The sequence below is a fragment of the Arthrobacter sp. NPDC058288 genome, assembly GCF_042880995.1.
GTDB lineage: Bacteria > Actinomycetota > Actinomycetes > Actinomycetales > Micrococcaceae > Arthrobacter.
The window spans coordinates 26,325-48,710 of sequence record NZ_JBHVYH010000004.1 but is presented as its reverse complement, the minus strand read 5'-3'; the positions used below and the strand labels follow the sequence as shown (position 1 = coordinate 48,710).

The following is a 22,386-nucleotide window of genomic DNA, read 5'->3' as shown; positions in this document are numbered from 1 at the left end:
TCCCTATGCATCACGAAGGGCACGTCTGGGCCTGGGCACTGAACGTCTGGCCCGCCACCCTCAGGTTCCTGGCCGCGGAATATGTGCTCCCGACCGCCCAGAGGTTGGCCGGGGCGCCACGGAAGGTGTAACCCGCGGCGGCAATGGAACAGTTGATGGACACCCGCGTGCCGTTGACAATCCAATCTCCGCCTGCCGCAAGGCAGTCCACCCGGTTGTCGGCCGGTCCTCCGTCGCGGCTGGTCCAGGCGCAGAGTCCCCCGAATTCACCGTTGACCGCGAAACTCACGTTTTGGTACGTCCGGCCGCCTGCCTGCAGGACATCACTGCGGTGGCCTTCGCTGTCAAGGGTCGTGATGAACACTTGGACGTTCTGGTCGGGCTTGTCACCGGCCAAGATCTCACCTCCGCCGGCGGGAAGGGTTCCGGATGGGCCGTCACGCCCCTCGTCGGGATACCGGCTGGTCCACTCAAAGCCCGCAACCGGCCGGCCGTTTGCTGCCGGGGGCGTCACCACGGTCCGCACCTGGGACGTCCCGTAGTGGAACCCGTCGGTGATCGCCTGTAACGGCTTGCCGAAGGGCGCCACGGGGTTGGCGTCGGAAAAGGGTCCCGGGTAGGACTGGCCGTCCACGATGTTCGTCGCCCGGACACCGATGGTGTACGTGCCGTTGTTCGCAAGGCCTGGAATGACCTTGCTGGCCGGAACTACGGCAACCTGGCCGCCGTTGACACGATACTCGTACACGGTTTCCCCGGCCGCGGCGCCGCCGGTGGTGCCCGGGCCGCTGAAAGTCAACTGGGCACTGTTGTCCAACGGATCCGCCCGGAGCCCGTCCACCGGGCCCGGTGCGCCCACCGCCCGGCGGGCGTCCGAGCGCGGGCTTGCGGCCGAGTATCCCGCCTTGTTCCGCGCGGCCACCGTGAACGTGTAGCCGGTGTCCGAATTCCCCACGCTGAAAGCAGCGCTCGTCCGGTTTCCAGGTACCACCTGGGTAGCGGCCGCCGAGCCTGCATGGGCGGACACCACCGTGTACTCGGTTACTGCGTCGCCGTTGCCCTCCGGGGCTGACCAATTGACTTGGATCACCGAGCTCGCTGCCCCGGAAGTGGCAAGGGTTGTAGTGGGCGTCGCTGGAACAGCCGGGACGCCGGCGGGTGTTTCCGCAGCCGAGAACGGGCTCCAGTCCGAGGGCTCCGGCGCCTTGTTTTTGGCGCGCAGTTGCACCCGGTACGACGTTCCATTGGCGAGGCCGCTCCACGTAAAGCTCAGGCCGGGGCCGGCGGAACGGACCGTCTGGCCGGAGGGCGGAGCCGGTGACAGCTGCAGTTCATATTCGCTGATTGCAGACCCTGTACTGGTGGCGGCAGGCCAGCTGATGGAGAGCTGCTTGTCGCCGAACGCCAGCGTGGGAGCCTGCGGAGCCTCAGGACGCTGGTCAGGGCGTGCCGGAGCTGAAGGGTCCGAAGCCGGCGAGTCACCGATGCCATTCACGGCAACCACGGAAAAGACATACTCGACGTCGTTGGTCAGGCCGTCTACCGTGCACGTGTTCGTCGGGCACATTTTGCTGACTCCCGCAGTGGTCGTAACCCTGTAGCCGGTGATCGGGGAACCATTGGCGGGTGGCGGCGTCCAGTTCAGGACCACTGTCCGGTCCCGGACCTCGGTCGCTACCGGGGTGCCGGGCTTGCCCGGCTTCGCCTTAACCGTCAAGCGGATACGGCCGTCGGCCTCCCGCTGCGGGTCGCCGGTCTTGTCTTGGATCCGATACCTGACCACCATGGTTCCCACGAAGGTTTCAGACGGCCTCACATCGACGGTTCCGCCGGCCACTGTGGCGCTGCCGTCACCCGTCTCAACGACCGCACGGAGAAGCTTGAGGCCGCTATCGGGGAACGGGTCCACGTCATTGGCGAGGACATCTATGTTCCGGTTCTCACCCGCCCGGGCCTCTGCAATCACATCGTCGTTTGCCACCGGCAGCGGACGCAACGAGGGGGTAGGCAACAGCTCCACTGTCCCTTGGGACGAGAGCCCGCGGGGGTCAGCAACCGAGACGGCAACGCGGCTGCCCTCGGCCGCGGATTCACCGCCGGCAGTGACTTTGAGTGAGCTTCCATCAATGGTGGCCGTGACGCCGTTGGGAAGGGGAGGAACCAGGGAGAACTTCAGCTTGCCTTGATCTGCTTCGTCCGGATCACCGCCGAGTTCGGCCAGGTCAACCACGGATTCTTCACCCCGGACGACGTTGGCCTTGCTTGAGGAGAAGACCGGAGGATGGTTGCGGTCAGGATCGGGAAGCACTTTGATGCCGATCGTGAGAACTGCGGTCAGTGTGTCCGGAGCGTCCACGGGGCCGTCCGCCACCTCGAAGGTCAGGGACGCCGGGCCGGCATAGTCGTCGGCCGAGGTGAAGAGCAGCGTGTCCTCGTCCTGGACCAGGGGGCTCCCGCTGCCAGCCACCGCCGATACACGCGAATCAACCGTGATGCGGGGTGCACGGTCCTTCCTTGTCAGGACGAGGCTGTCCAGATCGACGGTCAACACCTTGCCGCTCACCACCTCCAACGGTGTGCTGTCCTTCAGCGCGGGCCGTTGCTCCGACGTTCCGGGCACGCGGATGAACGCTGTCGCCCCGAGCCCGTCCGGGTCGGTGACGGTGTAGGGAATGATCCTGGCCTTCGGCGACAGCGTAACGTTGACGCTTCCGTTGGGGCGCACCGATACACCGGTCTCTTCCGCGCCGGTTGTGATCCGCAGATCCGAGCTCACGCCGTCGGGATCTTCATCATTTTTGAGAACCGGTACGTCCACAGCGGTCTTGCCCAACGTCTCTGCAAAGGACACCCTGTCGTCCCGGGCGACGGGAGCCTTTCGGGGCGCGTCCGTCCGGACGTTCACTTTCAGGGTTCCCGTCGCCGTTCCGCCGCGGCCGTCTGAAATCTTGTAGCGGAGGACGACGGCGGATGCTTCTGCCGGCGTCGTGAACCTCACCCGGCCGTCCCCGGTGGACGCCCCGAGGGCAGCATCCGCCTCGATCCCGTCGCGCACCAGGGAAACCGGATCGCCGTCGGGGTCCGCGTCATTCATCAGAACGTTCACTGCCACGTTTCGGCCAGGCAGGAGCGTAACGGCGTCGTCACCTGCAACGGGCTGCTGGTTGGATCCGGAGGCCAGCCCGATCCCGACCGCGACCGTGGCGGTATTGCGGACACCGAAAGTATCCTGCACCACGTAGCTGAAGGTGTCCTGCCCTGAGGCCTTGGCAGCTGCCGTGTATTCAAGGTAGGTCGTCCCGACCACCACCGTTCCCTGTGCGGGGGCTTTGTCCAGTCCGATCAGCTCAACAGAGTCTCCATCCGGGTCGACGCCCTCCAGCGGGACCTGGATGCGCGTGGTGCTCCCGGCAATGGTGCGGGCCGTCAAGTTGTGGGGCTCCGGACGGGAATTCTGGTCTTCCCCGCCGCCCTTGATCCGGATGGTGACCTGTGCGGAGGACTCCTGTCCATCGGGGCCCGCCACCACATAGATCGCGTGCACGGTTTTGGGGGCAGGGCCGGCTTTGAAACGGAGTACGTCGCCGGAGACCCCCAGCATGCCGTCCGCAGGATCAATAGTTTGGGCCAGCTTGGGGTTAAGCGTCAGCTCCGCACCGTCCGGGTGCACGTCGTTCGCCAGGACGTGGACGGCGGCGACGTCATTCGCCCGCACGGTGATCTCATCGGGCAGTGCCCGCGGCGGGCGCAACGTTGCCGGTGCCGGGACAGGCTGGACCGTCACTTCGCCCACTGCCGTCTCCCGGCCGTTGGACACGGTATACGAAAAGGTCGTGGGTGCCGTGGCGCCACGGGCATCGGTTACCCTCAGGACACTGTGGTCCAGGATAGCCACCGACAGCGGCGAACCCGGCGGGACCGTCACCGACTGGATCACCATCACTCCGCCGGCGGGGTCGATGTCGTTGGCGAGTGCGTCAACGAGGGTCTGGCCGCCCTGCGGGAGCCGTGCCACGTCACGGACAGCGATCGGGGCGCCGCTGGACGCTCCATTGGTGGCGTCGATTCGGACCAGGCCCAGTTGGCTGGCCGGCCCGTTGGTCACCTGGTAGGTGACGTAATAGGTTCCGGCCGATGCTGCATTAAAAACAAATGTTCCGGCGTCAAAATGGGGCGTCACCCTTGCCGTTGACGGGCCGTCCACGCGGGCAAGGCGCAGCGACGCCCCGGCAGGGTCCAGGTCGTTTTCCAGGGGCGAGACCACCACGTCCTGGCCGGCGACCACGCTGATGTGGTCCGGGTTAGCCACCGGGGGAAGCGTTCCCCGGGGGCGGACATCCACCGTGATTTTTCCTTCAGCCTCGGCCTGGCCATCCGAGACCCGGAGGATGACCGTCTTTTGCCCCGTCGACGTGCCGATGTCTTGGAACTGCAGCAGTCCGTCGGCGCGGGCCTGGACCTGATCGCTTCCGTTGTCGGCAGTTGCGGACCGCAGGAAGAGGTCGTCCCCGTCCGGGTCGGCCCAGTCCGCCAGGACATTCTGGCTGATCGACTTACCTTGCTCAAGAAGGATCACCGTTTTCCGTTTCTGCGTCGGCGGCCCGTTTTCAGAGGCCTGACGCACCCGCACAGTGACTTTAGCCTGCGCGCTCTTCCCCCGGCCGTCCTCGACCTGGTAGCCAAACGTTGACGTTCCGGATGCTTCGGCCGGCACTGCGAGCTGCATTGCCGAGCCGTTATAGATAGGCGTTACCTGCCCGTTGCCGGGTCCGGGACCGAGAACGGTCATGGTCAGCAGGTCCCCGTCGGGATCGGAATCATTGTCAAGTGGCGTCAATAGCGTCGTCTTACCCGGCCGTACGCCGAATTCGTCATCCTGCGCGTTGGGTTTACGGTTTTCCTGGGTCCTGTCCGGAAGCTGGGTCAGCGGATTTTGGTCCGCGGCGTCTTCCTTCTCTTCTTCCGACTTGTTCGGCGGCGTCTGAAGATCCTGCCAGTTGTTGACCAGCTGCATTTCCTTCTGAACAAGCCAGACGTTGCCGCCGTTGGTGTCGTTGAGGACTACAAGGCTGCGGTTCACGCGGAAGACGAGTTCCGATTTCTTATCTGCCCCGGGGATGCCGGAGCGCTTGTCATAGGCGTCGTCCTCGCAGTCACGGACATACAGGGCCGCCTTGTGCCAGGCGGAATGCACACACCCGTCGAGCTGCACCGGCTTGGCCGGAAGGCCGCCGTCCGCTACCTGCTGGGAGCTGGCCGGGTCACCGTTAAGTGGCTGCTTGAACAGGCCTCCGGGCGTCGCCACGGCCACAAATCCACTGTCTGCGCCGGAATGCTGCAGAAGGGCCCCTTTGCCTCCGGGCACCACAGCCGTCCTGCCGCCGGGGAGATACACCGTACCCGTGTCCCCGTCCAGAAGCACCGGCCGGGATCCAACGGTGGTCAGCTGCAAGTCCTTGGCGGCCGAGAAGTCGGCAAAAGCGACCTTTTCGGTTTTGCCAGGATTTCCGTCCGGGTTGACGACTATCCGTGTGACTTCGCGGGCCCCGGAGTCAGCGACGTAGGCCGCTCCGTCAGCCCCGATCATGGCAACCAGGTTTTTGGCTCCGGTCACCACCGGTTCGGACTCCGTGGTGAAGCCGGCCACGCTCCCCGCGGAAGCGACCCATGCCTCGCCGGAGCCGGTGTCGCTCAGAACGTATGACCCCTGCCCGGCGGAAGCCCGCACGCCCGCAGGAAGTTCGAGGGGGGTTTCCAACCGCATGGCTGCAGGGTCTACCGGTGTTAGCGTGGCGCCGTCGTCAATGAAGACTTCCCCGGCGTGCTGGACCACATCGAAGCCGGTGCCCGGCGGGGTGACGCCACCGTCCAGAGCTTGCGAAGGATAATTCAGCCGGGCAGTCATGGAGAGGGTCTTGTTCGTGACCCACACGCCGCCGTCGTTGAGGTCGACATCAGCGGACTCGACGCCCGGGTAAAGGATGGCTGCTGCAGCGAGGAACGCGGCAATGGCGGAGAAACCGGTGGCCTGAACAACCTTGCCGCGCTTCGAGAATAGTGTTCCGGACAAAGGCATGGCTGTGTATCCCCCAGGTTTGCAAAGCGCGGCTACCCAATTAGACCAACAACTGCAGTAATGTAGCCAACCCGGCGAGGTTGGCCAAAAGGTCCAGGGCCGCACCTTAGCCTAGGCTTACTTCCATGACTTCCGTTCCTGCTGCCACGCCAGCCAGCCGAAAATCGCGGCCCCAAACGACCCTCACGGTCCTGCGGCGCGAGGAACTTTCGCCGCACATGGTGCGGATCGTGGCCGGCGGCGAAGGCTTCGCCAGCTATGTGAACAACGATTACATCGACAGATACGTAAAGATTGTCTTCCCGCAGCCCGGCATCGAGTACCCGATTCCGCTCGACCTTTGGGCCATCCGGGAAACCATGCCACGCGAGCAATGGCCGTACACCCGGACCTACACCGTTCGTTGGGTGGACGAAGCCGCCCGCGAACTGGCCATCGATTTCGTGATCCACGGTGACGAGGGCCTGGCGGGCCCCTGGGCGGCGAAAGCAAAGCCCGGCGACCCCCTGGTGTTCACTGGCCCCGGCGGCGGCTACAACCCGGACCCCGCAGCCGACTGGCACCTCTTCGCCGGTGACGAGGCCGCCCTGCCTGCCATTGCCGCCGCAATCGAGTCGCTGCCGCGGGAAGCCCGCGGAATTGCGTTCCTGGAAGTGGACAGTCTCGCCGAAGTCCAGCCCATCAAATCCCCCGCCGGACTCCAGATCCACTGGCTGCCGCGGAACGGCGTCGCAGCAGGCAGTAGCGAACTTCTCGTCAGCGCGGTACGGGATGCCGAGTGGCCCGGCGGACGGGTGCAGGTCTTCGCCCACGGCGAGCGGGGCTATATGAAGTCCCTCCGCGAGGTGCTCTACCGGGAGCGCGGCCTGGAGCGCGCGCAGGTGTCGCTGTCCGGTTACTGGGCCAAGGGCCGGGTGGAGGACGATTTCCAGGCCGAAAAGAAGCTCCCCATCGGCCAGATCTAAGAGGCCCGCACCCGGCAGGTCCGGATCCGGCCAATCCGGATCCGGCCTATCCGGTGCCGGATGGCAGGCTAGCGGCGCCGGGCGCGGCGGCGTTCGTTGCTGGCCAGGCTTCGGGTGAGCGGACGGGCCAGAGTGTCACCGAGGACGATTCCGGCTGCCACCCCCAGTACAATCGCACCGGCATTCAGCATGCCCCCGGCGCCCATCAGGATTTCCGATTCTTCAATGGTCAAGACATACATGGAGCGGAATATAGTCAGGCCCGGCAAGAGGATGAGGGCCGCAGGAACAGCCACCACCAGCTGCGGGGCGCCCATCTTCAGTGCGATGACCCGTGCCAGCAGGCCGATGACCACCGCTGCCACTGCCGGGGAGAACCTGGCACCCATGCCGATCAGGTCCGCACCGAGGAGAACAAGATAGCCCACCACACCGACGGCGGCGGTGGGCAGGAGCAGCTTCCACGCGGTTTGTTCCGTGATGCCGATGGCTACCACTGCGATGGCCACCAGGACGATGAGCGCCCACAACGGATACGCTGGCGGGAATGTCTCCGTGACATCGATTTCCTCCATGCCCATCATGGTGCCGAAGACGAAAGCCACCGAGATCCCAGCGACGAGTGCACCGAAGGTCAGCATGGTGGACAGGAATCTGCCCGCAGCGGTCACGGGGAAGCCGTTGATGGCGTCCTGCACTGACGAGACAAGCCGGCCGGTGGGCAGGAGCAGCAGGATTCCGCCCACCACGACGATCGCGGGCGCAATTTGTATGCCCACGGGGCTGCCGAACCGCCAGAGCAGCAGGGCGATGAACGTCACCAAAAATGCACAGGATGCCGTGGTGAAGAAGTCGGGCACCCGCCAGCGGCCCAGTTGCCGGGCGAGCAGGCTGACCAGGAGGTTCGAACCGAATGCCACAGCTGAAGCACCCGGCCCGCCGCCCAGCACTCCCACGAAGACGGCAGCGAACACGCCGAAGGCCACGGTGACCATCCAGCGCGGAAACGGCTTGGAGCTGCGGATGATTTCGTCCAGCCGTCGGACTGCTTCATCCCTGCCGACGCCGCCGGCCACGATGTCCGTAACCAGCTGGTGCACCTTTGCCAGGCCCGCATAGTTGTTCGTCCAGGACCGCACCACCCTGAGCAGGGAAATGGGGGTCTGGTCCTTGGGTGCGTAGTTAATGGCAACCGACTGGTTGGTGATGTCCACTTCGATGTGCTTCAGGCCCAGTGCCGCCGTGATCGCGATGATGCTGGTTTCCACTTCCAAGGCACCGGCGCCGTACCGGAACATGGACTCGGCCAGATGGAGCGCAAAATCGATGGTTTTGCGCGCAGAAGTATCCACTCCCCCCACCTGGATCATGGGGTTGGCGTATGGGCTGCCCGCGAGCCGGTCCACAATGCTCATGGGTGCGGTGGGCGGGTTTTCGCCCTGGACCAGCCTGCGAAGCATGCGTTTGGCGGCGGCGTTCTGCCGTACCTGCGACGCCGTGAGAGGTTGGGTCGGGGGCAGTTCCGCCGCGGGTGGCCTGCGGCGACCGTCGGGTGCTTTGGTCATTGCGGCCTCCTCATGGGCTTCACAAAGGGATTTAGTAGAACTGCTGGCCTGTCCGCCTGGTGTACAGCTGGCGCGCCACGCGTTCGCCGGCGGCCATCCAGGCCTTGTATTTCAGCGGGCTGAGCACCTGGTCGTAGCAGCCTACGAAGTCGGTGACAGTCTTGCTAAAGCTGGTCTTGAACAGCCCCAGTCCGTGGAACGGGTTGGAGGTGTCCTTGAGTTTGTCGCTCGGAGGGGTGCCACAGAAGTCATATTCCGTGCAACCGAGTTCCTTGACCTGGTTGATGGCCGTCCACTGCACCAGGTGGGAGTCGCCGTACTGGTTGCGCTTCTGGAGCGAGCCGCCATCCTTGTACGTCCCCTTCCGGCCGTAGTTGATCACAAAGGCGCCAACGGAGGGAACGCCGTTCTCGTAGACGAACAGGAGCCGACCCTGCCCGCGGTTGATGAAGTTGGTCCAGAACTGCCGGTAGTACTCGTATTCACGGACCCTGACCTGTGACTTCGCTTCCACCGTGGTGGTCATGAGCGCGTACATGGCCCGGAAATTCTCCTCCGAGGGCTCGACGTTGTGGACTTCCACGCCCTCCCGGATGGCCCGGCGCACAGCGTTGCGTCCCCTGGAGTGCAGGTTCCGCAACAACTGATTCTCCTCCGGTGCGATGTCCAGCAAAGCGGTGGAGTCATTGGGTTGCAGGTTGTGCGTCTTGACCAGGCCCGCGCCCTCGATCACCCGTTGTGCGTCCTCGGAATCGATGATGTCCGGCTCAATCTTGATGGCAAAGACGCCCAGCTTTGCGCGCTTCACGAATTCCGCGTTCGCGGCCGCGATGCCCGGGATATCCTCCACTGCGGCAACGTCCGGCCCCTTGATGAGGTACCACAGCTTGCCCAGCACAGGAAAGGACTTCTCCAGCACCAGGTTGTAGCTCGTGTAGTCCGCGGTTTCGTAGACCAGGTGGAGGGGCTTCCAGCCAAAGTGTTGTTTGACCTCGGCGAAGGCCTCGGACTGAAGCAGGTTTCCGCCGTTCGGGTTCGCGATGACGTGGTTGTCCCAGTTGGCGACCTCCTCGGCGGAGGCAAAGCGGGCGGTGAATTCTCGCAAGTGCGCGGTGTCCAATCTTTGCGGTCGGTGCTTCGGCTGCATGCCGGGCATGCAAGCCACAAGTCTATCGGCCCTCCCTAGGAGGACGTTGACCGGCGGACTCCCTCGCGTCGTCCGGGTTCAGAGCCGGATCTGCTCAATGGACTTGAGCCGCACGGCCAGGGGCTCCTTGCCCAAGGCACGTTGGCTCTTGGCGAGCCGGTCCGCATTTTCGAGCCGGGACAGGCTCAGCCCGGTCAATTCGGCGATCCGGGAGACGGGGACCTGAAAGGTGCGGAAGGGGCCCAGCGGCGGGGGTTCATCGGCCAGGAGCCGTTCCCGGATTTCCTTCTTGAGTTCCACTTTCCCCAGCAGCGGGGACTGGTCCAGCAGGAATCCGGCAGCAGCGAGTTTTCCGTCCATGGTCCAGGCCGCGATCTTCCAGAACATCCGGGGAATCTGCACTCCCCGGTAGGGCAAGTCGTCCTCCTCGAACACCGGTCCCGTGAACACGCTCAGCTTGGCGTCGTTGAGGTCTGCGTGGTTGAGCACATGATCCTCCAGCCCCACCCACAGTTCCTTGCCTTGGTTGAAGTCGTCAATCTGGGGCGCGGCATTCGTAAAAACGAAGGTGTCCTGGTTGGCTGCCTTGGCCGTCGTCTCATCCCCCCACACCGGATCCAGCCGCCGCACTAGGTGCCCGCGGTCAAAGGCGTTGTTCTTGTAAACCTCCGGACCCGCCTGCAGCTCTTTCGGGACCCGGGCATCGAAGTGCCAGGTTCCCTCGCGGCCCAGCGGGACCAGCTCGCGTCCATGAATATTGACGCCGACGACGGCGGCCAGCTTCCGCGCGGTGCGGAGCCGGACCGAAAAGTGAATGTAGTCAAGCAAAACCGTTGCTGCCGACGGACTGGGCAGCTCAAGGCGTGCCCGCAGAAAGTCCCGGTCATATCCCCCAGTCATAGCTACATAGTGGCACTACAGCCTCAGGGTGAACAGAGCAGGCGAGCAACGATTGCGACCAGCCCTGGATGACGCATTCGGCCGCTGGCTGGCCTGGCGCGGGAACGACTTGACTCAACATGCCGTACTGGCAAGGGTTGAACTATGAAGGCGTCTCACGAACAGCCCATGGCCGGATCCGCCGATGCCGGATCTGCCGATGGCGCCCGTCCCGTCAGCCGCAGCACAGGCGCGCAGCTGCTCGGGCTGGCTGTTTTCCTGGGTGCCTCCGCACTGGTCGCCTGGCTGGGCGCTTTCGCCACCCTGGGCAACGTGGACGGCTGGTACGCCACAGCGGACAAGGCCCCGTGGTCCCCGCCCAATTGGGTCTTCGGTCCGGTCTGGACACTGCTGTACACAGCAATGGCCGTTGCCGCGTGGCTCGTCTGGCGTCGCCCCGGACAGCGCACTGGCCCCGCCCTGAGGGCGTACGGGATCCAGCTGGGCTTGAACCTGCTGTGGACGCCGGCGTTCTTCGGGCTCTACCCGGCGATGGGCACGGCGTCGCTCTGGCTGGGGCTTTCGATCATCATCGCCCTGATCGTCGCCGTGACGGTCACGGTCCTGCGTTTCGGCCCGATCAACCGGGCAGCCGGCCTGCTGCTGCTGCCCTACATTTCCTGGCTGGTTTTCGCTAGCAGCCTGAACTGGTGGGCGGCCTTGCACAACTAGCTCCCGGGGGACCCGACTACCGGACTACTGACTTAGCATTCGACGACGTTGACGGCGAGGCCGCCCATCGCGGTTTCCTTGTATTTGGAGGACATGTCCCTGCCGGTTTCGCGCATGGTCACGATCACCTCGTCCAGGGACACCCGGTGCGTGCCGTCACCCCAGAGCGCCATCTTCGCGGCGTTGATGGCCTTCGCCGCCGCGATCGCGTTCCGCTCAATGCACGGGATCTGCACCAGCCCGCCGATCGGATCACACGTCAGCCCCAGGTTGTGCTCCATCGCGATCTCCGCGGCATTCTCCACCTGCTGCGGCGTCCCGCCCATGACTTCGGCCAGGCCCGCGGCCGCCATCGACGACGCCGACCCCACCTCACCCTGGCAGCCCACCTCAGCCCCCGAAATGGAGGCCTGCTCCTTGTAGAGCACCCCGATAGCCGCGGCGGTCAGCAGGAACTTCACCACCACATCATCCCGGTCCTGCTGCGTGGCCACATCCATCCCCGGCGCGAAATGCAGCGCGTAATACAACACCGCCGGGATGATCCCGGCCGCCCCGTTCGTCGGAGCCGTCACCACCCGCCCGCCCGAGGCGTTCTCCTCGTTCACCGCCAGCGCGATCAGGTTCACCCACTCCTGCCAATACTTCGGATCCCGGTAGTCCGGGTCCTGGGAATCCTGGTCCCGGGCCTCCTTCACCAAACGCTCATGCCAGTCCGGCGCCCGACGGCGGACCTTCAGTCCCCCGGGCAGCAACCCCTCCCGCTTCAGCGACACCGCCACACACTCCTCCATCACCGAGTAAATGTGCAGCAGGCCCGCCCGGATCTCCTCCTCGGACCGGGAGGCACGTTCGTTCACAAACATGATCTCCCCGATGGACAGGCCCTTGGACTGGCACCGGCCCAGCAGCTCCGCCGCGGTCCGGAACGGCAGCGGCAGCTCCTTCTTCGACTCGTCCAGCTCCTTCAGCGCCGCCTCTTCCTCGCCCTCGCGGACAATGAAGCCGCCCCCCACGGAGAAGAACGTCGCCTGGTGCAGGACTCCCCCGCCGGCATCCGTGACCGTGAACGTCATCCCGTTCGTATGCCGCGGCAGGATCGTCAACGGCCGCAGCACCATGTCCTTCACCCCGTACGGCAGCGAAACCGCACCGGCCAGCTCCAGGGTCCCGGTCTCCGCGATCGCCGCGAGCCGCTCCTCCACCTCCGCGGGGAGGATCTTCTCCGGGTGGTAACCCTCCAAACCCAGCAGGATCGCCGTCATGGTCCCGTGACCATGCCCCGTCGCAGCAAGGGAACCATATAAATCCACCCGTAACCCCGCCACCTCCTCCAGGACACCGGAGGCCTTCAGCTCCTCAGCGAACACCGCGGCAGCCCGCATCGGACCCACCGTGTGCGAACTCGAAGGCCCAATCCCAATGGAAAAAAGATCAAAGACACCAACGGCCATGGTCGGTTCCTAACTAGGTCTAGCTGTGGCCCGGCAGATGGTCCTGCCGGAGGGCGGTGCAACCGCCGGTGGGCGGTCGTCCTGCCGGATGCACGACGACGGGCGGCAGCTTGTGGCGGCCGCCCGGCGTCGTGCATCTGTACTTCTGTAATACGTGCTCTAGCCGACGTTCGCAACTGACGGGTAGAGCGGGTGGGCGGCGGCGAGGGCCTCCACCCGGGCGCGGAGCCCGGACAGGTCCGCGCCGGCGTCGGCGATCAGCGCCTCAGCGATGATATCCGCAACCTCGGCGAAGGCTGCTTCGCCGAAACCGCGGGTCGCGAGGGCCGGGGTTCCGATACGCAGGCCCGAGGTGACCATCGGCGGCCTCGGGTCGAACGGCACGGCGTTGCGGTTGACGGTGATGTCGATTTCCGCGAGGCGGTCCTCTGCCTGCTGGCCGTCCAACTCACAGTTGCGCAGGTCCACCAGGACCAGGTGGACGTCGGTGCCTCCGGAGATCACGTTGATCCCCTTGGCGGTCACGTCCGGCTGGACCAGGCGGTCCGCCAGGATCCGGGCACCGGCGAGTACGCGTTCCTGGCGTTCCTTGAATTCCGGGGACGCAGCGATCTTGAATGCCACGGCCTTGCCGGCGATGACGTGCTCCAGCGGACCGCCCTGCTGACCGGGGAACACTGCCGAGTTGATCTTCTTGGCGATGTCGGCGTCGTTGGAGAGGATGATGCCGCCGCGGGGACCGGCGAGGGTCTTGTGCGTGGTGGAGGTGGTGACGTGCGCATGCGGCACGGGTGAGGGGTGCAGCCCGGCCGCGACCAGCCCTGCGAAGTGCGCCATGTCCACCATCAGGTAGGCGCCAACGGAGTCGGCGATGCGGCGGAACTCGGCGAAGTCCAGCTGGCGGGCGTAGGCGGACCAGCCGGCGACGATCAGCTGCGGCTTGTGCTCCCGGGCCAGGCGTTCCACCTCGGCCATGTCGATCCGGTGGTCCTCTTCGCGGACCTGGTACGGGATCACGTTGTACAGCCGGCCGGAGAAGTTGATCCGCATACCGTGGGTCAGGTGGCCGCCGTGGGCCAGGTTCAGGCCCATGATGGTGTCGCCCGGCTTGATCAGCGCGTGCATCACCGAGGCGTTGGCCTGCGCGCCGGAGTGCGGCTGCACGTTGGCGTATTCCGCTCCAAACAGGGCCTTCACCCGGTCGATAGCCAGCTGCTCGATCACGTCAACGTGTTCGCAGCCGCCGTAGTAGCGCTTGCCCGGGTAGCCCTCGGCGTACTTGTTCGTCAGCACGGAGCCCTGTGCCTGCATGACAGCCTTGGCGGTGTGGTTCTCCGAGGCGATCATTTCCAGGCCGGTGCGCTGGCGGGCCAGTTCGTCGTCGATCTTCGCCGCGATCTCAGGGTCCAGTGCGGACAGGTCCGCATCCAGGGACGGGGAGACTACCTGCTCGAAGGCGATAGTTCCGGTGCCTGCGCCCGCGGTTGCGCCGCTCACAGTTCGCCGCCGTTCTTGGAAGCGTATTCCTCGGCGGAGAGCAGCGGGCCGTCGGAATCCGCGGCCACCTTGAAGAGCCAGCCGGCACCGTACGGATCGCTGTTGATCAGTGCGGGGTCGTCGACGACGGCGGAATTGGTTTCCGTGACCTCGCCGGTGACCGGGGAGTACAGGTCCGAAACGGACTTGGTGGACTCGACCTCGCCGCAGGTCTCCCCTGCCGTCACGGTGGAGCCAACCTCGGGCAGGTCAACGTACACGATGTCGCCGAGGGCGTCCGTGGCCACGGCGGAAATGCCGATCGAGACCAGGTTGCCGGCCTCGCGGGCCACCCACTCGTGCTCGTCGGAGTACTGCAGTTCAGCGGCTACTTTTGCCATGTGTTTTTTCCTTTACGTTTGAAATCTCATGTAGTTCAGTACGGCACCAGCCAGATTCTGACAAGCCCACCCCCAATGATCGAGGTTGCCGGCTGGGGACACGACAGCTGACGGCCCCCTTCGGGGCAGGCATCCGGAAGCGTGCGTCTAAGGGAGCGTCACGTCCGCCCAGCGGGCGTCTACGCGACCGAGCACGCGGAGGATGTCAGCCCCGACGGGGCCAAACAGCGCCGGGTCGGACCCCGACGGAGCCAGCCCAGGGCTACTTTTGGCGCTTGTAGAAAGGCAGTGCCACAACTTCGAACGGCTCCGCCTTGCCGCGCAGGTCGATGTCCAGGGCAGTGCCCACCTCGGAGAATTCGACGTCGACATAGGCCAGGGCCACGGGGTAGCCCAGCGTGGGGCTCGGCTGGCCGGAGGTCACTTCGCCAACAACTGCGCCGTCCTTGAGCACCGGGTAATGGCCGCGCCCCGCGCGCCGGCCCAGGCCCTTGAGGCCCACCAGCTTGCGTCCGCTCGTGGCACCGGCGCCGCCGGCCTTGAGTGCTTCGAGCGCCGCACGCCCCACGAAGTCGCTGTCCTTGGCGAGTGAGACAACCGGGCCGAGGCCTGCTGCATAGGGGTTGCCTTCGCGGGAGAGCTCATTGCCGTAGAGCGGCATGCCGGCTTCCAGGCGCAGCGAGTCGCGGCATGCCAGGCCGGCGGGGACGAGCTCGCCCTCCTCGGCGACGGCCGCGATGGCCTGCCACAGGGCTGCGGCGTCGTCGTTGTCCACGAAGATCTCGAAGCCGTCTTCACCGGTGTAGCCGGTCCGGGCGAGCAGGAGGTCCTTGGGGGCGCCGGCCACCAGGAAGGGAACTTCGACGGCGGCGTAGTACTTCAGTCCGGTGACCAGCTCGTGCTGTGCCGCCGGAACCAGGCGAAGCAGGATGGCTTCGGCCTTGGGACCCTGGACGGCGATCAGCGAGGTCGTTGCGGAAGCGTCCTCCACAACGACGTCGAACTTTGCTGCCCTTTCGGCAAGGGCGGCGGCGACCACAGCGGCGTTGCCGGCGTTGGGCACCACCAGGAACTTATCAGTTCCGTCCTCCGCCGCTGGACGCCGGTACGTGATGAGGTCGTCGATGATGCCGCCGTCTTCCTGGCAGATCAGCGAGTACTTTGCTTTGCCCACGGACATGGCGGAAATTTTGCCTACGAGGGCGTAGTCCAGGAAGGCTGCAGCGTCCGGGCCGGTGACCCAGACTTCGCCCATGTGGGAGAGATCGAACAGGCCGGCGGCCTTACGGACGGCGTGGTGCTCGGCCAGTTCGGAGGAGTACTTCAGGGGCATCTGCCAGCCACCGAAATCGGTGAAGGACGCGCCGAGCTTCTTGTGCTCTTCATAGAGCGCGGTGTAGTTCTCAGTCATCGGGGAAATCCTTAGTTTTCGAAGTCTTCGATGGGCGGGCAGGAGCAGATCAGGTTGCGGTCCCCTGCTGCGCCGTCGATGCGTCCCACGGGCGGGAAGTACTTGTCCTGCTTGAGGTGGTGGACCGGGAAGGCGGCCTGCTCGCGCGGGTAATCGCGGTTCCAGTCGGAGGAGACCACGGCGGCCGCGGTGTGCGGTGCGTTGCGCAGCGGGGAGTTCTCCACGGTGAAGTCGCCGTTAGCCACCTGGTCGATTTCCTGGCGGATGGTGATCATCGCGTCAATGAACCGGTCGATCTCCACGAGGTCCTCGGACTCGGTGGGCTCCACCATGAGCGTGCCCGCGACCGGGAATGCCAAAGTGGGGGCGTGGAAGCCGAAGTCGATGAGGCGCTTGGCCACGTCTTCCGCGGTGACGCCGGTCTTGGCCGTCAGGGCACGCAGGTCCAGGATGCACTCGTGCGCCACAAGTCCGCCTTCGCCGGTGTACAGGACCGGGAAGAACTCGTTCAGGCGGGAAGCGATGTAGTTCGCCGCCAGCAGCGCGGACTTGGTGGCCTCGGTAAGGCCCTGGCCGCCCATGAGCTTCACGTAAGCCCAGGAGATCGGCAGTACACCGGCGGATCCGAAGCGCGATGCCGAGATGGCCACGCCGTGACCGTCCTCGTGTGCAGCCTTGTTGGCGTCTCCCGGCATGAACGGCGCCAGGTGGGCCTTGGCCGCCACCGGGCCGACGCCCGGGCCGCCGCCGCCATGCGGGATGCAGAAGGTCTTATGCAGGTTCAGGTGGGACACATCGCCGCCGAACTTGCCCGGCTGCGCCAGGCCCACCAGTGCGTTCAGGTTGGCGCCGTCAACGTACACCTGCCCGCCGGCAGCGTGCACCGAGTCGCAGATTTCGCGGACGTCGGCGTCGTACACACCGTGCGTGGACGGGTAGGTGATCATGATCGCGGACAGGACGTCCTTGTGGGTTTCGATCTTGGCCTGGAAGTCGGCGTGGTCGATGGTGCCGTCAGCGGCGGTGGCCACGACCACCACCTTCATGCCGGCCAGGACGGCCGAGGCGGCGTTGGTGCCGTGCGCCGACGCCGGGATCAGGCAGACGTTGCGCTGGTCATCCCCGCGGGACAGGTGGTAGCCGCGGATCGCCAGCAGGCCCGCGAGCTCGCCCTGCGAACCGGCGTTCGGCTGGATGGAGACCTGGTCATAGCCGGTGATCTCGGCGAGGTCCGCTTCCAGGCCCTCGATCAGTTCACGCCAGCCCTCGGTCTGGGAGTCCGGGGCAAAGGGGTGGATGGAGGCGAATTCCGGCCAGGAGATGGCTTCCATCTCCGCAGTGGCGTTCAGCTTCATGGTGCAGGAGCCCAGCGGGATCATGGTGCGGTCCAGCGCGAGGTCGCGGTCCGAGAGCTTGCGGATGTAACGCAGGAGCTGGGTTTCCGAGCGGTGCGTGTTGAAGACCGGGTGCTGCAGGTACTCCGAGGAACGCTCGACGGCGGCCTCGAGGGCGAATCCTGCGTCGCCGTCGGCAACCTCGGCGCCGAAGACGGCGGCAACGGCGGCGACGGTTTCCGGCGTCGTGGTTTCATCAGTGGAGATGCCGACGGTGTCGGCATCGATGCCGCGCAGGTTGATGCCCCTGGCTTCGGCGGCGGCGACGATGTCAGCGGCCTTGCCCGGGACGCGGACGGTGATGGTGTCGAAAAAGCTGCCGTGCAGGACCTCGAGGCCGGCGCCCTGCAGGGACGCTGCCAGGGTGCGGGCGTTGCTGTGGACAGCCTCGGCGATGGCCTTCAGTCCGTCGGGGCCGTGGTAGACGGCGTACATCGAGGAGACGATGGCCAGCAGGGCCTGGGCGGTGCAGATGTTGGACGTGGCCTTTTCGCGGCGGATGTGCTGCTCGCGGGTCTGCAGGGCCAGGCGGTAGGCAGGGGTGCCGGCGTTGTCCTTAGACACACCCACCAAGCGGCCGGGCATGGAACGCTCAAGACCCTTCTGCACGGCCATGTACGCGGCGTGCGGGCCGCCGAAGAACAGCGGCACACCCAGGCGCTGGGTGGAGCCGACGGCGATGTCCGCACCCTGCTCACCCGGAGGGGTAATCAGGGTCAGCGAGAGCAGGTCGGCCGCAACGGTGACCAGCGCGCCGCGCTCCTTCGCGGCGGCGATAACGGCGGCGTGGTCGAAGACCCGGCCGGAAACGCCCGGCTGCTGCAGCACGATGCCGTTGATGACGCCGTCGGGAAGCCCCTTGGAGAGGTCCGCCACCTCAACCTCGAAGCCGAGCGCCTCGGCACGGCCCTTGACGATGGCGATGGTCTGCGGCAGGACATCGGCGTCCAGGACCGTCTTGCCGTCGTGGGCGGCCTTGTTCTTGTTGGCACGCCGCATCATCAGGACTGCTTCAGCCACAGCGGTGGCTTCGTCCAGCAGGGAGGCGTTGGCGATGGGCAGGCCCACAAGGTCCTGGACCATGGTCTGGAAGTTCAGCAGTGCCTCAAGGCGGCCCTGGGAGATCTCGGGCTGGTACGGGGTGTACGCGGTGTACCAGGCCGGGGATTCGAGGATATTGCGGCGGATCACTGCCGGGGTCACCGTGTCGTAGTAGCCCTGGCCGATCATCTGTACTGCTGTTTTGTTCTTGGCAGCCAGCTTGCGCAGCTCGGCCAGTACCTCGACCTCGCTCAGGGCGTCCTGCAACGTCAGGGCGACTTCCTGGCGGATGTCCTTGGGGACCGCGGTGTCTACCAGCGAGTCCACGGTGTCGTAGCCGACGGACTTGAGCATGGTGTCGATGTCGGCCTGGCGGCGGGCGCCAATATGCCGGTCGACGAAGGTGGTGGAGGCTGAACTAACCGTCACGAAGGAACTCCATTACTAATGGCGGCGCAGGGTACGCCGCAGTGGTCCGGGTTCCTCCCCGCTCTGTATTGGACCTGAGAGTTTCCGCAGGACCGTGCTCTCGCACAGCTCCGCTTGCACCGTCGGTGAGCATGGCGTCCTGGCTTGTTGCCTCCAACAGGGTTGGGACACAAACGGACAGCATGCTGCTTTCCAGAGTTGCCTTGCCGCGGCGGTACATGGGCCTGAGAGATTCCTGGGGAGGGTTTGCTCCTACGGCGCCTGCTTGTACCTACTTGCAGAACTCTCCCGCCGCAGATCAAAGGCATATTTAGTTAGCGGTGACAACAGTCACAGCGTCAATTGTCCTACGTGTAGGTCCAGTCTGCAAACTCCACGGCCAGTCCGATGCCGCGTTACGGCCCGGGTCGCGGGGGTACCGGAAGACAGACCCCCGCCCTCGTGGCGCCGTCAGCCGCGAAGGCGTTCGACGGCGGCCAGCAGGCTGTCGACGTCGCCGCTCATTTCGGACGGGGCGGCGCCGGGTCCGCTGGCCAGCATGGCATTGAAGTAGAGGCCGTCACCCATGTACAGCACGGCCTTGGCCATGGCCGGGCCGACGTCTCCGGCCAGAAGCTCCAGCCAGCTTCCCTGGACGGCCGCGAAACGATGCAGCGTTTCCTGGTGCGCGACTTCGGCGAGCCGGGTGGCCGCCACAAAGACCCGGTCCAGCGGAGTGTCTGCCCAGAGCGAGGACTTAATGAAGTAGACCGCGGCCCCCTCCGGAGCTTTGGCCATGACGTCCAAATCCCCAGCAACCAGCCGGTCCATGCGCTCGAGCAGGGCGGAAATCATGGCTTCCTTGTTCGGGAAGTGATACAGGAGCCCTCCCTTGGAAACCCCTGCCCGCCGGGCCACGGCATCCAGCGTGGCGGCGCGTTCACCCACCTCGATCAGCAGGGATTCAAAGGCGTCGAGCACAGCCTCGCGGGCAACGGGTTTTCTGGCCATGGTTCCTATCATGCCCGGTGGCCCGGGATCATTTCTTAACTATACCGTCCAGACGGTACAGTTATATTCATGGGAAACTCGCAGTCACCTTCGACGCCGGCCACGCAGCGCCTCACTTCCGCAGCGCCCGCCGCTGTCGGCAGCCGCTCCCCGATTCCGAAGCCGGGGCGCGACTGGCTGGCCCTGGCGCTTTTGATGTTCCCGGTTCTCCTGGTCGCCGTGGACAACACTGCGCTGACTTTCGCGCTGCCCGCCATTGCCGGCAGCCTTGAGCCCACCGGCGTTCAGCTGCTGTGGATCGTTGACGCGTATCCCCTGGTCCTTGCCGGCCTCCTGGTTGCCATGGGAAGTTTCGGCGACAGGATCGGCCGCCGCCGGCTCCTGCTGATCGGAAGCACCGGTTTCGCCGCGGTGTCGGCGGCCACTGCTTTCGCCCCCAGCGCAGAATGGCTGATCGCCGGCCGCGCAGCACTCGGATTCTTCGGTGCGATGCTCATGCCGTCCACCTTGTCCCTGATCCGCAACATCTTTCCGGATCCCAACCGGCGCAGGCTGGCTGTCGCCATATGGGCGGCGGGGTTCTCGGGCGGCGCCGCACTGGGGCCGATTTTTGGCGGCTGGCTCGTGGAGCACTACTGGTGGGGCGCAATCCTGCTGGTGTCCGTGCCCATCATGCTGCCCATCCTGCTGCTTGGCCCGGCCCTGATTCCCGAGTCCAGGGACCCCCGGCCAGGAGCGGTGGATGGTGCCAGCATCGCCCTGTCGCTGCTGACAATGGTTCCGCTGGTCTACGGCATCAAGTCGCTGGCAACGGAGGGCTTCCATCCCATCCCGGCAGCGGCCATCGGCTTCGGGCTGCTCATGGGCTACGCCTTCGTTCGACGCCAGAGGAAGCTGTCCAGTCCGCTGCTGGACATTAGCCTCTTCGGAAACAGGATCTTCAGCACGGCCATCACGGCCAATGTCCTGGCGCTTTTCTCCTTCAACGGATTCATCCTCTTCCTGGCCCAGCACCTCCAGTTGCTGGAGGGCCAGCGGCCCACGGAGGCCGGAATCGCCATGATCCCGGCCCTGGTTGCCACCGTGGTTGCCGGCCTGTTCGTGGTCCCGCTGGTGCGGAAAGTCCGGCCAGGATTTGTGGTGGCCGGAGGCCTTTCCCTCAGCGCCACCGGCTACTTCATGGTGGCCTTCGGGGACCACTCGGGCGGTCCGGCCGTCCTGCTGGGCGCACTCCTGGTCCTGGCCCTCGGCGTGGGAGCAGCCGAAACGATTTCCAACGACCTGATCCTGGGGTCGGTCCCGCCGGAGAAGTCGGGGGCGGCAGCGGCCATTTCGGAGACCGGCTATGAGATCGGCTCACTCCTCGGCACGGCCGTTCTCGGCTCAATCCTGACGGCGTCCTACCAGCGGAACCTGGTCCTGCCGGAGGGCATTGCAGCCGCCGGCCCCGGGAGCGCCGCGGAGGGGATCACGCAGGCCCGCGAAACCCTGGCGGGGGCCATGGAACTCGCCCATTCGCTCCCCGCACCGCTGGCGGATGCCCTGACGTCCGCGGCCCGGATTGCGTTTGAATCGGGCGTCCACGTGACGGCCTCCATCGGGCTGGTACTAATGGCGGGGGCGGCAGCCCTCGTCGCCGTCGTACTCCGCGGAGTGCCCAGGGCCACATAGCGCCGGAAGGCCGCCAGCCTCCGCCCGCACCCCCTAAGCAGAAAAGCCCGGCACCGGAGTTATCCGGTGCCGGGCTGACGCGCTGCCGGGCTTACTTGCTGTCCGGAGTGGTAACGCTGGCCGAGGCCTTCATGTTCTCCGCGCCCACCATCCAGGCGTACTGCTCGAGCTTGGCGATGAACTCATGGAGAAGGTCCGCCGTCGTGGGGTCTTCCTCGTCAACTTCATCGTGGACCTTGCGCATGGTGCCTACAGCCGCTTCCAGTGCCGCGACGATGCGGTCCACGGCGTCCTTGGTGCTGATCAGCCCCTGCGGGAACTGCGCAAGGCTCGTGGTCTCCGCGACGGTGGCACTGCGGCCGTCCGGCAGGGCGTGGAGTGCCCGCATGCGCTCCGCCATGTCGTCGGCGAAGTTCCGGGCGGCGTCGATGATTTCATCCAGCTGGAGGTGGAGGTCGCGGAAGTTCGTTCCCACGATGTTCCAGTGGGCCTGCTTGCCCTGGATGTGCAGTTCAATCAGGTCCGCGAGCACAGCCTGCAGATTATTCGTCAGCGTCGGTGATGCCTTCATTGATCCTCCTGGTGTCAGCGGTTTCTCGGGTTATCCGAAACTATCCCAGCCGCCACAGCGGCGCCACCGAATCTCGCGGGCGGCTTAACAAAATGATTATTCTTCATTTTTCCTTGCCACCGGACCCCTTCATGTGAATACTAAATGAACGTCATTCATTTAGTGACGACCGTCTCACTGGAGT

At 65.5% G+C, this 22,386-nt stretch carries 14 protein-coding genes and 1 riboswitch; of the genes, 3 read left to right on the top strand and 11 right to left on the bottom strand.

Annotation, left to right across the window (positions count from 1 at the left end):
• Window positions 1-10: 10 nt before the first annotated feature.
• Window positions 11-6,076 carry an Ig-like domain-containing protein gene (locus ACFVWT_RS12855; RefSeq protein ID WP_390248282.1) on the bottom strand — a complete coding sequence of 2,022 codons (6,066 nt, stop codon included), beginning with the start codon at window positions 6,074-6,076 and terminating at the stop codon, window positions 11-13.
• 125 nt (window positions 6,077-6,201) lie between these two features.
• On the opposite strand from ACFVWT_RS12855, the gene ACFVWT_RS12850 reads away from it, so the two are divergent.
• Window positions 6,202-7,041 (top strand): siderophore-interacting protein, encoded by an 840-nt coding sequence (locus ACFVWT_RS12850; RefSeq protein ID WP_390248280.1) that lies wholly within the window; start codon window positions 6,202-6,204, stop codon window positions 7,039-7,041.
• Window positions 7,042-7,109: 68 nt separating this feature from the next.
• Here ACFVWT_RS12850 and ACFVWT_RS12845 read toward each other — a convergent pair whose 3' ends face one another.
• The 3 genes from ACFVWT_RS12845 to ACFVWT_RS12835 form a co-directional block, all read right to left on the bottom strand.
• Window positions 7,110-8,606, bottom strand: coding sequence for a threonine/serine exporter ThrE family protein (locus tag ACFVWT_RS12845; RefSeq protein WP_390248278.1), 1,497 nt, complete (start codon window positions 8,604-8,606; stop codon window positions 7,110-7,112).
• A gap of 31 nt (window positions 8,607-8,637) precedes the next feature.
• Window positions 8,638-9,711 (bottom strand): lipid II:glycine glycyltransferase FemX, encoded by a 1,074-nt coding sequence (locus ACFVWT_RS12840; protein ID WP_390248276.1) that lies wholly within the window; start codon window positions 9,709-9,711, stop codon window positions 8,638-8,640.
• 120 nt (window positions 9,712-9,831) lie between these two features.
• Window positions 9,832-10,653 carry a DNA/RNA non-specific endonuclease gene (locus tag ACFVWT_RS12835; RefSeq protein WP_390248274.1) on the bottom strand — a complete coding sequence of 274 codons (822 nt, stop codon included), beginning with the start codon at window positions 10,651-10,653 and terminating at the stop codon, window positions 9,832-9,834.
• A gap of 144 nt (window positions 10,654-10,797) precedes the next feature.
• On the opposite strand from ACFVWT_RS12835, the gene ACFVWT_RS12830 reads away from it, so the two are divergent.
• Complete coding sequence (locus ACFVWT_RS12830) at window positions 10,798-11,364, top strand: TspO/MBR family protein (protein ID WP_390248272.1); 567 nt, start codon at window positions 10,798-10,800, stop codon at window positions 11,362-11,364.
• Window positions 11,365-11,396: 32 nt separating this feature from the next.
• Here the strand turns inward: ACFVWT_RS12830 and ACFVWT_RS12825 are convergent, their stop codons facing one another.
• From ACFVWT_RS12825 to ACFVWT_RS12800, 6 genes are all read right to left on the bottom strand, one after another.
• A complete protein-coding gene (locus tag ACFVWT_RS12825; RefSeq protein ID WP_390248270.1) occupies window positions 11,397-12,818 on the bottom strand; it encodes an L-serine ammonia-lyase in 1,422 nt (473 codons plus the stop codon).
• 159 nt (window positions 12,819-12,977) lie between these two features.
• Complete coding sequence (gene glyA / locus ACFVWT_RS12820; protein WP_390248268.1) at window positions 12,978-14,315, bottom strand: serine hydroxymethyltransferase; 1,338 nt, start codon at window positions 14,313-14,315, stop codon at window positions 12,978-12,980.
• Window positions 14,312-14,695 (bottom strand): glycine cleavage system protein GcvH, encoded by a 384-nt coding sequence (gene gcvH / locus ACFVWT_RS12815; protein ID WP_011690632.1) that lies wholly within the window; start codon window positions 14,693-14,695, stop codon window positions 14,312-14,314. Before gcvH ends, glyA begins: the two co-directional genes overlap by 4 nt.
• 262 nt (window positions 14,696-14,957) lie before the next feature.
• Window positions 14,958-16,106 (bottom strand): glycine cleavage system aminomethyltransferase GcvT, encoded by a 1,149-nt coding sequence (gcvT, locus tag ACFVWT_RS12810; protein ID WP_390248266.1) that lies wholly within the window; start codon window positions 16,104-16,106, stop codon window positions 14,958-14,960.
• Between the two features lie 11 nt (window positions 16,107-16,117).
• A complete protein-coding gene (gcvP, locus tag ACFVWT_RS12805) occupies window positions 16,118-18,970 on the bottom strand; it encodes an aminomethyl-transferring glycine dehydrogenase (RefSeq protein WP_390248264.1) in 2,853 nt (950 codons plus the stop codon).
• A 202-nt stretch (window positions 18,971-19,172) separates the two neighbouring features.
• A riboswitch (glycine riboswitch) is annotated at window positions 19,173-19,271 on the bottom strand.
• 149 nt (window positions 19,272-19,420) lie between these two features.
• Entirely contained in the window at window positions 19,421-19,960 is a 540-nt protein-coding gene (locus tag ACFVWT_RS12800) for a TetR/AcrR family transcriptional regulator (RefSeq protein ID WP_390248262.1), read from the bottom strand.
• 69 nt (window positions 19,961-20,029) lie between these two features.
• Between ACFVWT_RS12800 and ACFVWT_RS12795 the strand changes: the two genes are divergently transcribed.
• Window positions 20,030-21,631: an MFS transporter gene (locus ACFVWT_RS12795; protein WP_390248260.1), complete on the top strand. Its 1,602-nt coding sequence runs from the start codon at window positions 20,030-20,032 to the stop codon at window positions 21,629-21,631.
• Between the two features lie 91 nt (window positions 21,632-21,722).
• Here the strand turns inward: ACFVWT_RS12795 and ACFVWT_RS12790 are convergent, their stop codons facing one another.
• On the bottom strand, window positions 21,723-22,202 hold the full coding sequence (locus ACFVWT_RS12790; RefSeq protein ID WP_011690627.1) for a Dps family protein: 480 nt from the start codon (window positions 22,200-22,202) through the stop codon (window positions 21,723-21,725).
• Window positions 22,203-22,386 lie beyond the last annotated feature (184 nt).

Bases quoted from the DNA above. Each gene is read 5' to 3' on its own strand.
- ACFVWT_RS12850 (WP_390248280.1), top strand. From the start codon at position 6,202: ATGACTTCCGTTCCTGCTGCCACGCCAGCCAGCCGAAAATCGCGGCCC.
- ACFVWT_RS12855 (WP_390248282.1), bottom strand. From the start codon at position 6,076: ATGCCTTTGTCCGGAACACTATTCTCGAAGCGCGGCAAGGTTGTTCAG.
- gcvH (WP_011690632.1), bottom strand. From the start codon at position 14,695: ATGGCAAAAGTAGCCGCTGAACTGCAGTACTCCGACGAGCACGAGTGG.
- ACFVWT_RS12830 (WP_390248272.1), top strand. From the start codon at position 10,798: ATGAAGGCGTCTCACGAACAGCCCATGGCCGGATCCGCCGATGCCGGA.
- gcvT (WP_390248266.1), bottom strand. From the start codon at position 16,106: ATGACTGAGAACTACACCGCGCTCTATGAAGAGCACAAGAAGCTCGGC.
- ACFVWT_RS12845 (WP_390248278.1), bottom strand. From the start codon at position 8,606: ATGACCAAAGCACCCGACGGTCGCCGCAGGCCACCCGCGGCGGAACTG.
- ACFVWT_RS12800 (WP_390248262.1), bottom strand. From the start codon at position 19,960: ATGGCCAGAAAACCCGTTGCCCGCGAGGCTGTGCTCGACGCCTTTGAA.
- ACFVWT_RS12795 (WP_390248260.1), top strand. From the start codon at position 20,030: ATGGGAAACTCGCAGTCACCTTCGACGCCGGCCACGCAGCGCCTCACT.
- ACFVWT_RS12835 (WP_390248274.1), bottom strand. From the start codon at position 10,653: ATGACTGGGGGATATGACCGGGACTTTCTGCGGGCACGCCTTGAGCTG.
- ACFVWT_RS12825 (WP_390248270.1), bottom strand. From the start codon at position 12,818: ATGGCCGTTGGTGTCTTTGATCTTTTTTCCATTGGGATTGGGCCTTCG.
- ACFVWT_RS12790 (WP_011690627.1), bottom strand. From the start codon at position 22,202: ATGAAGGCATCACCGACGCTGACGAATAATCTGCAGGCTGTGCTCGCG.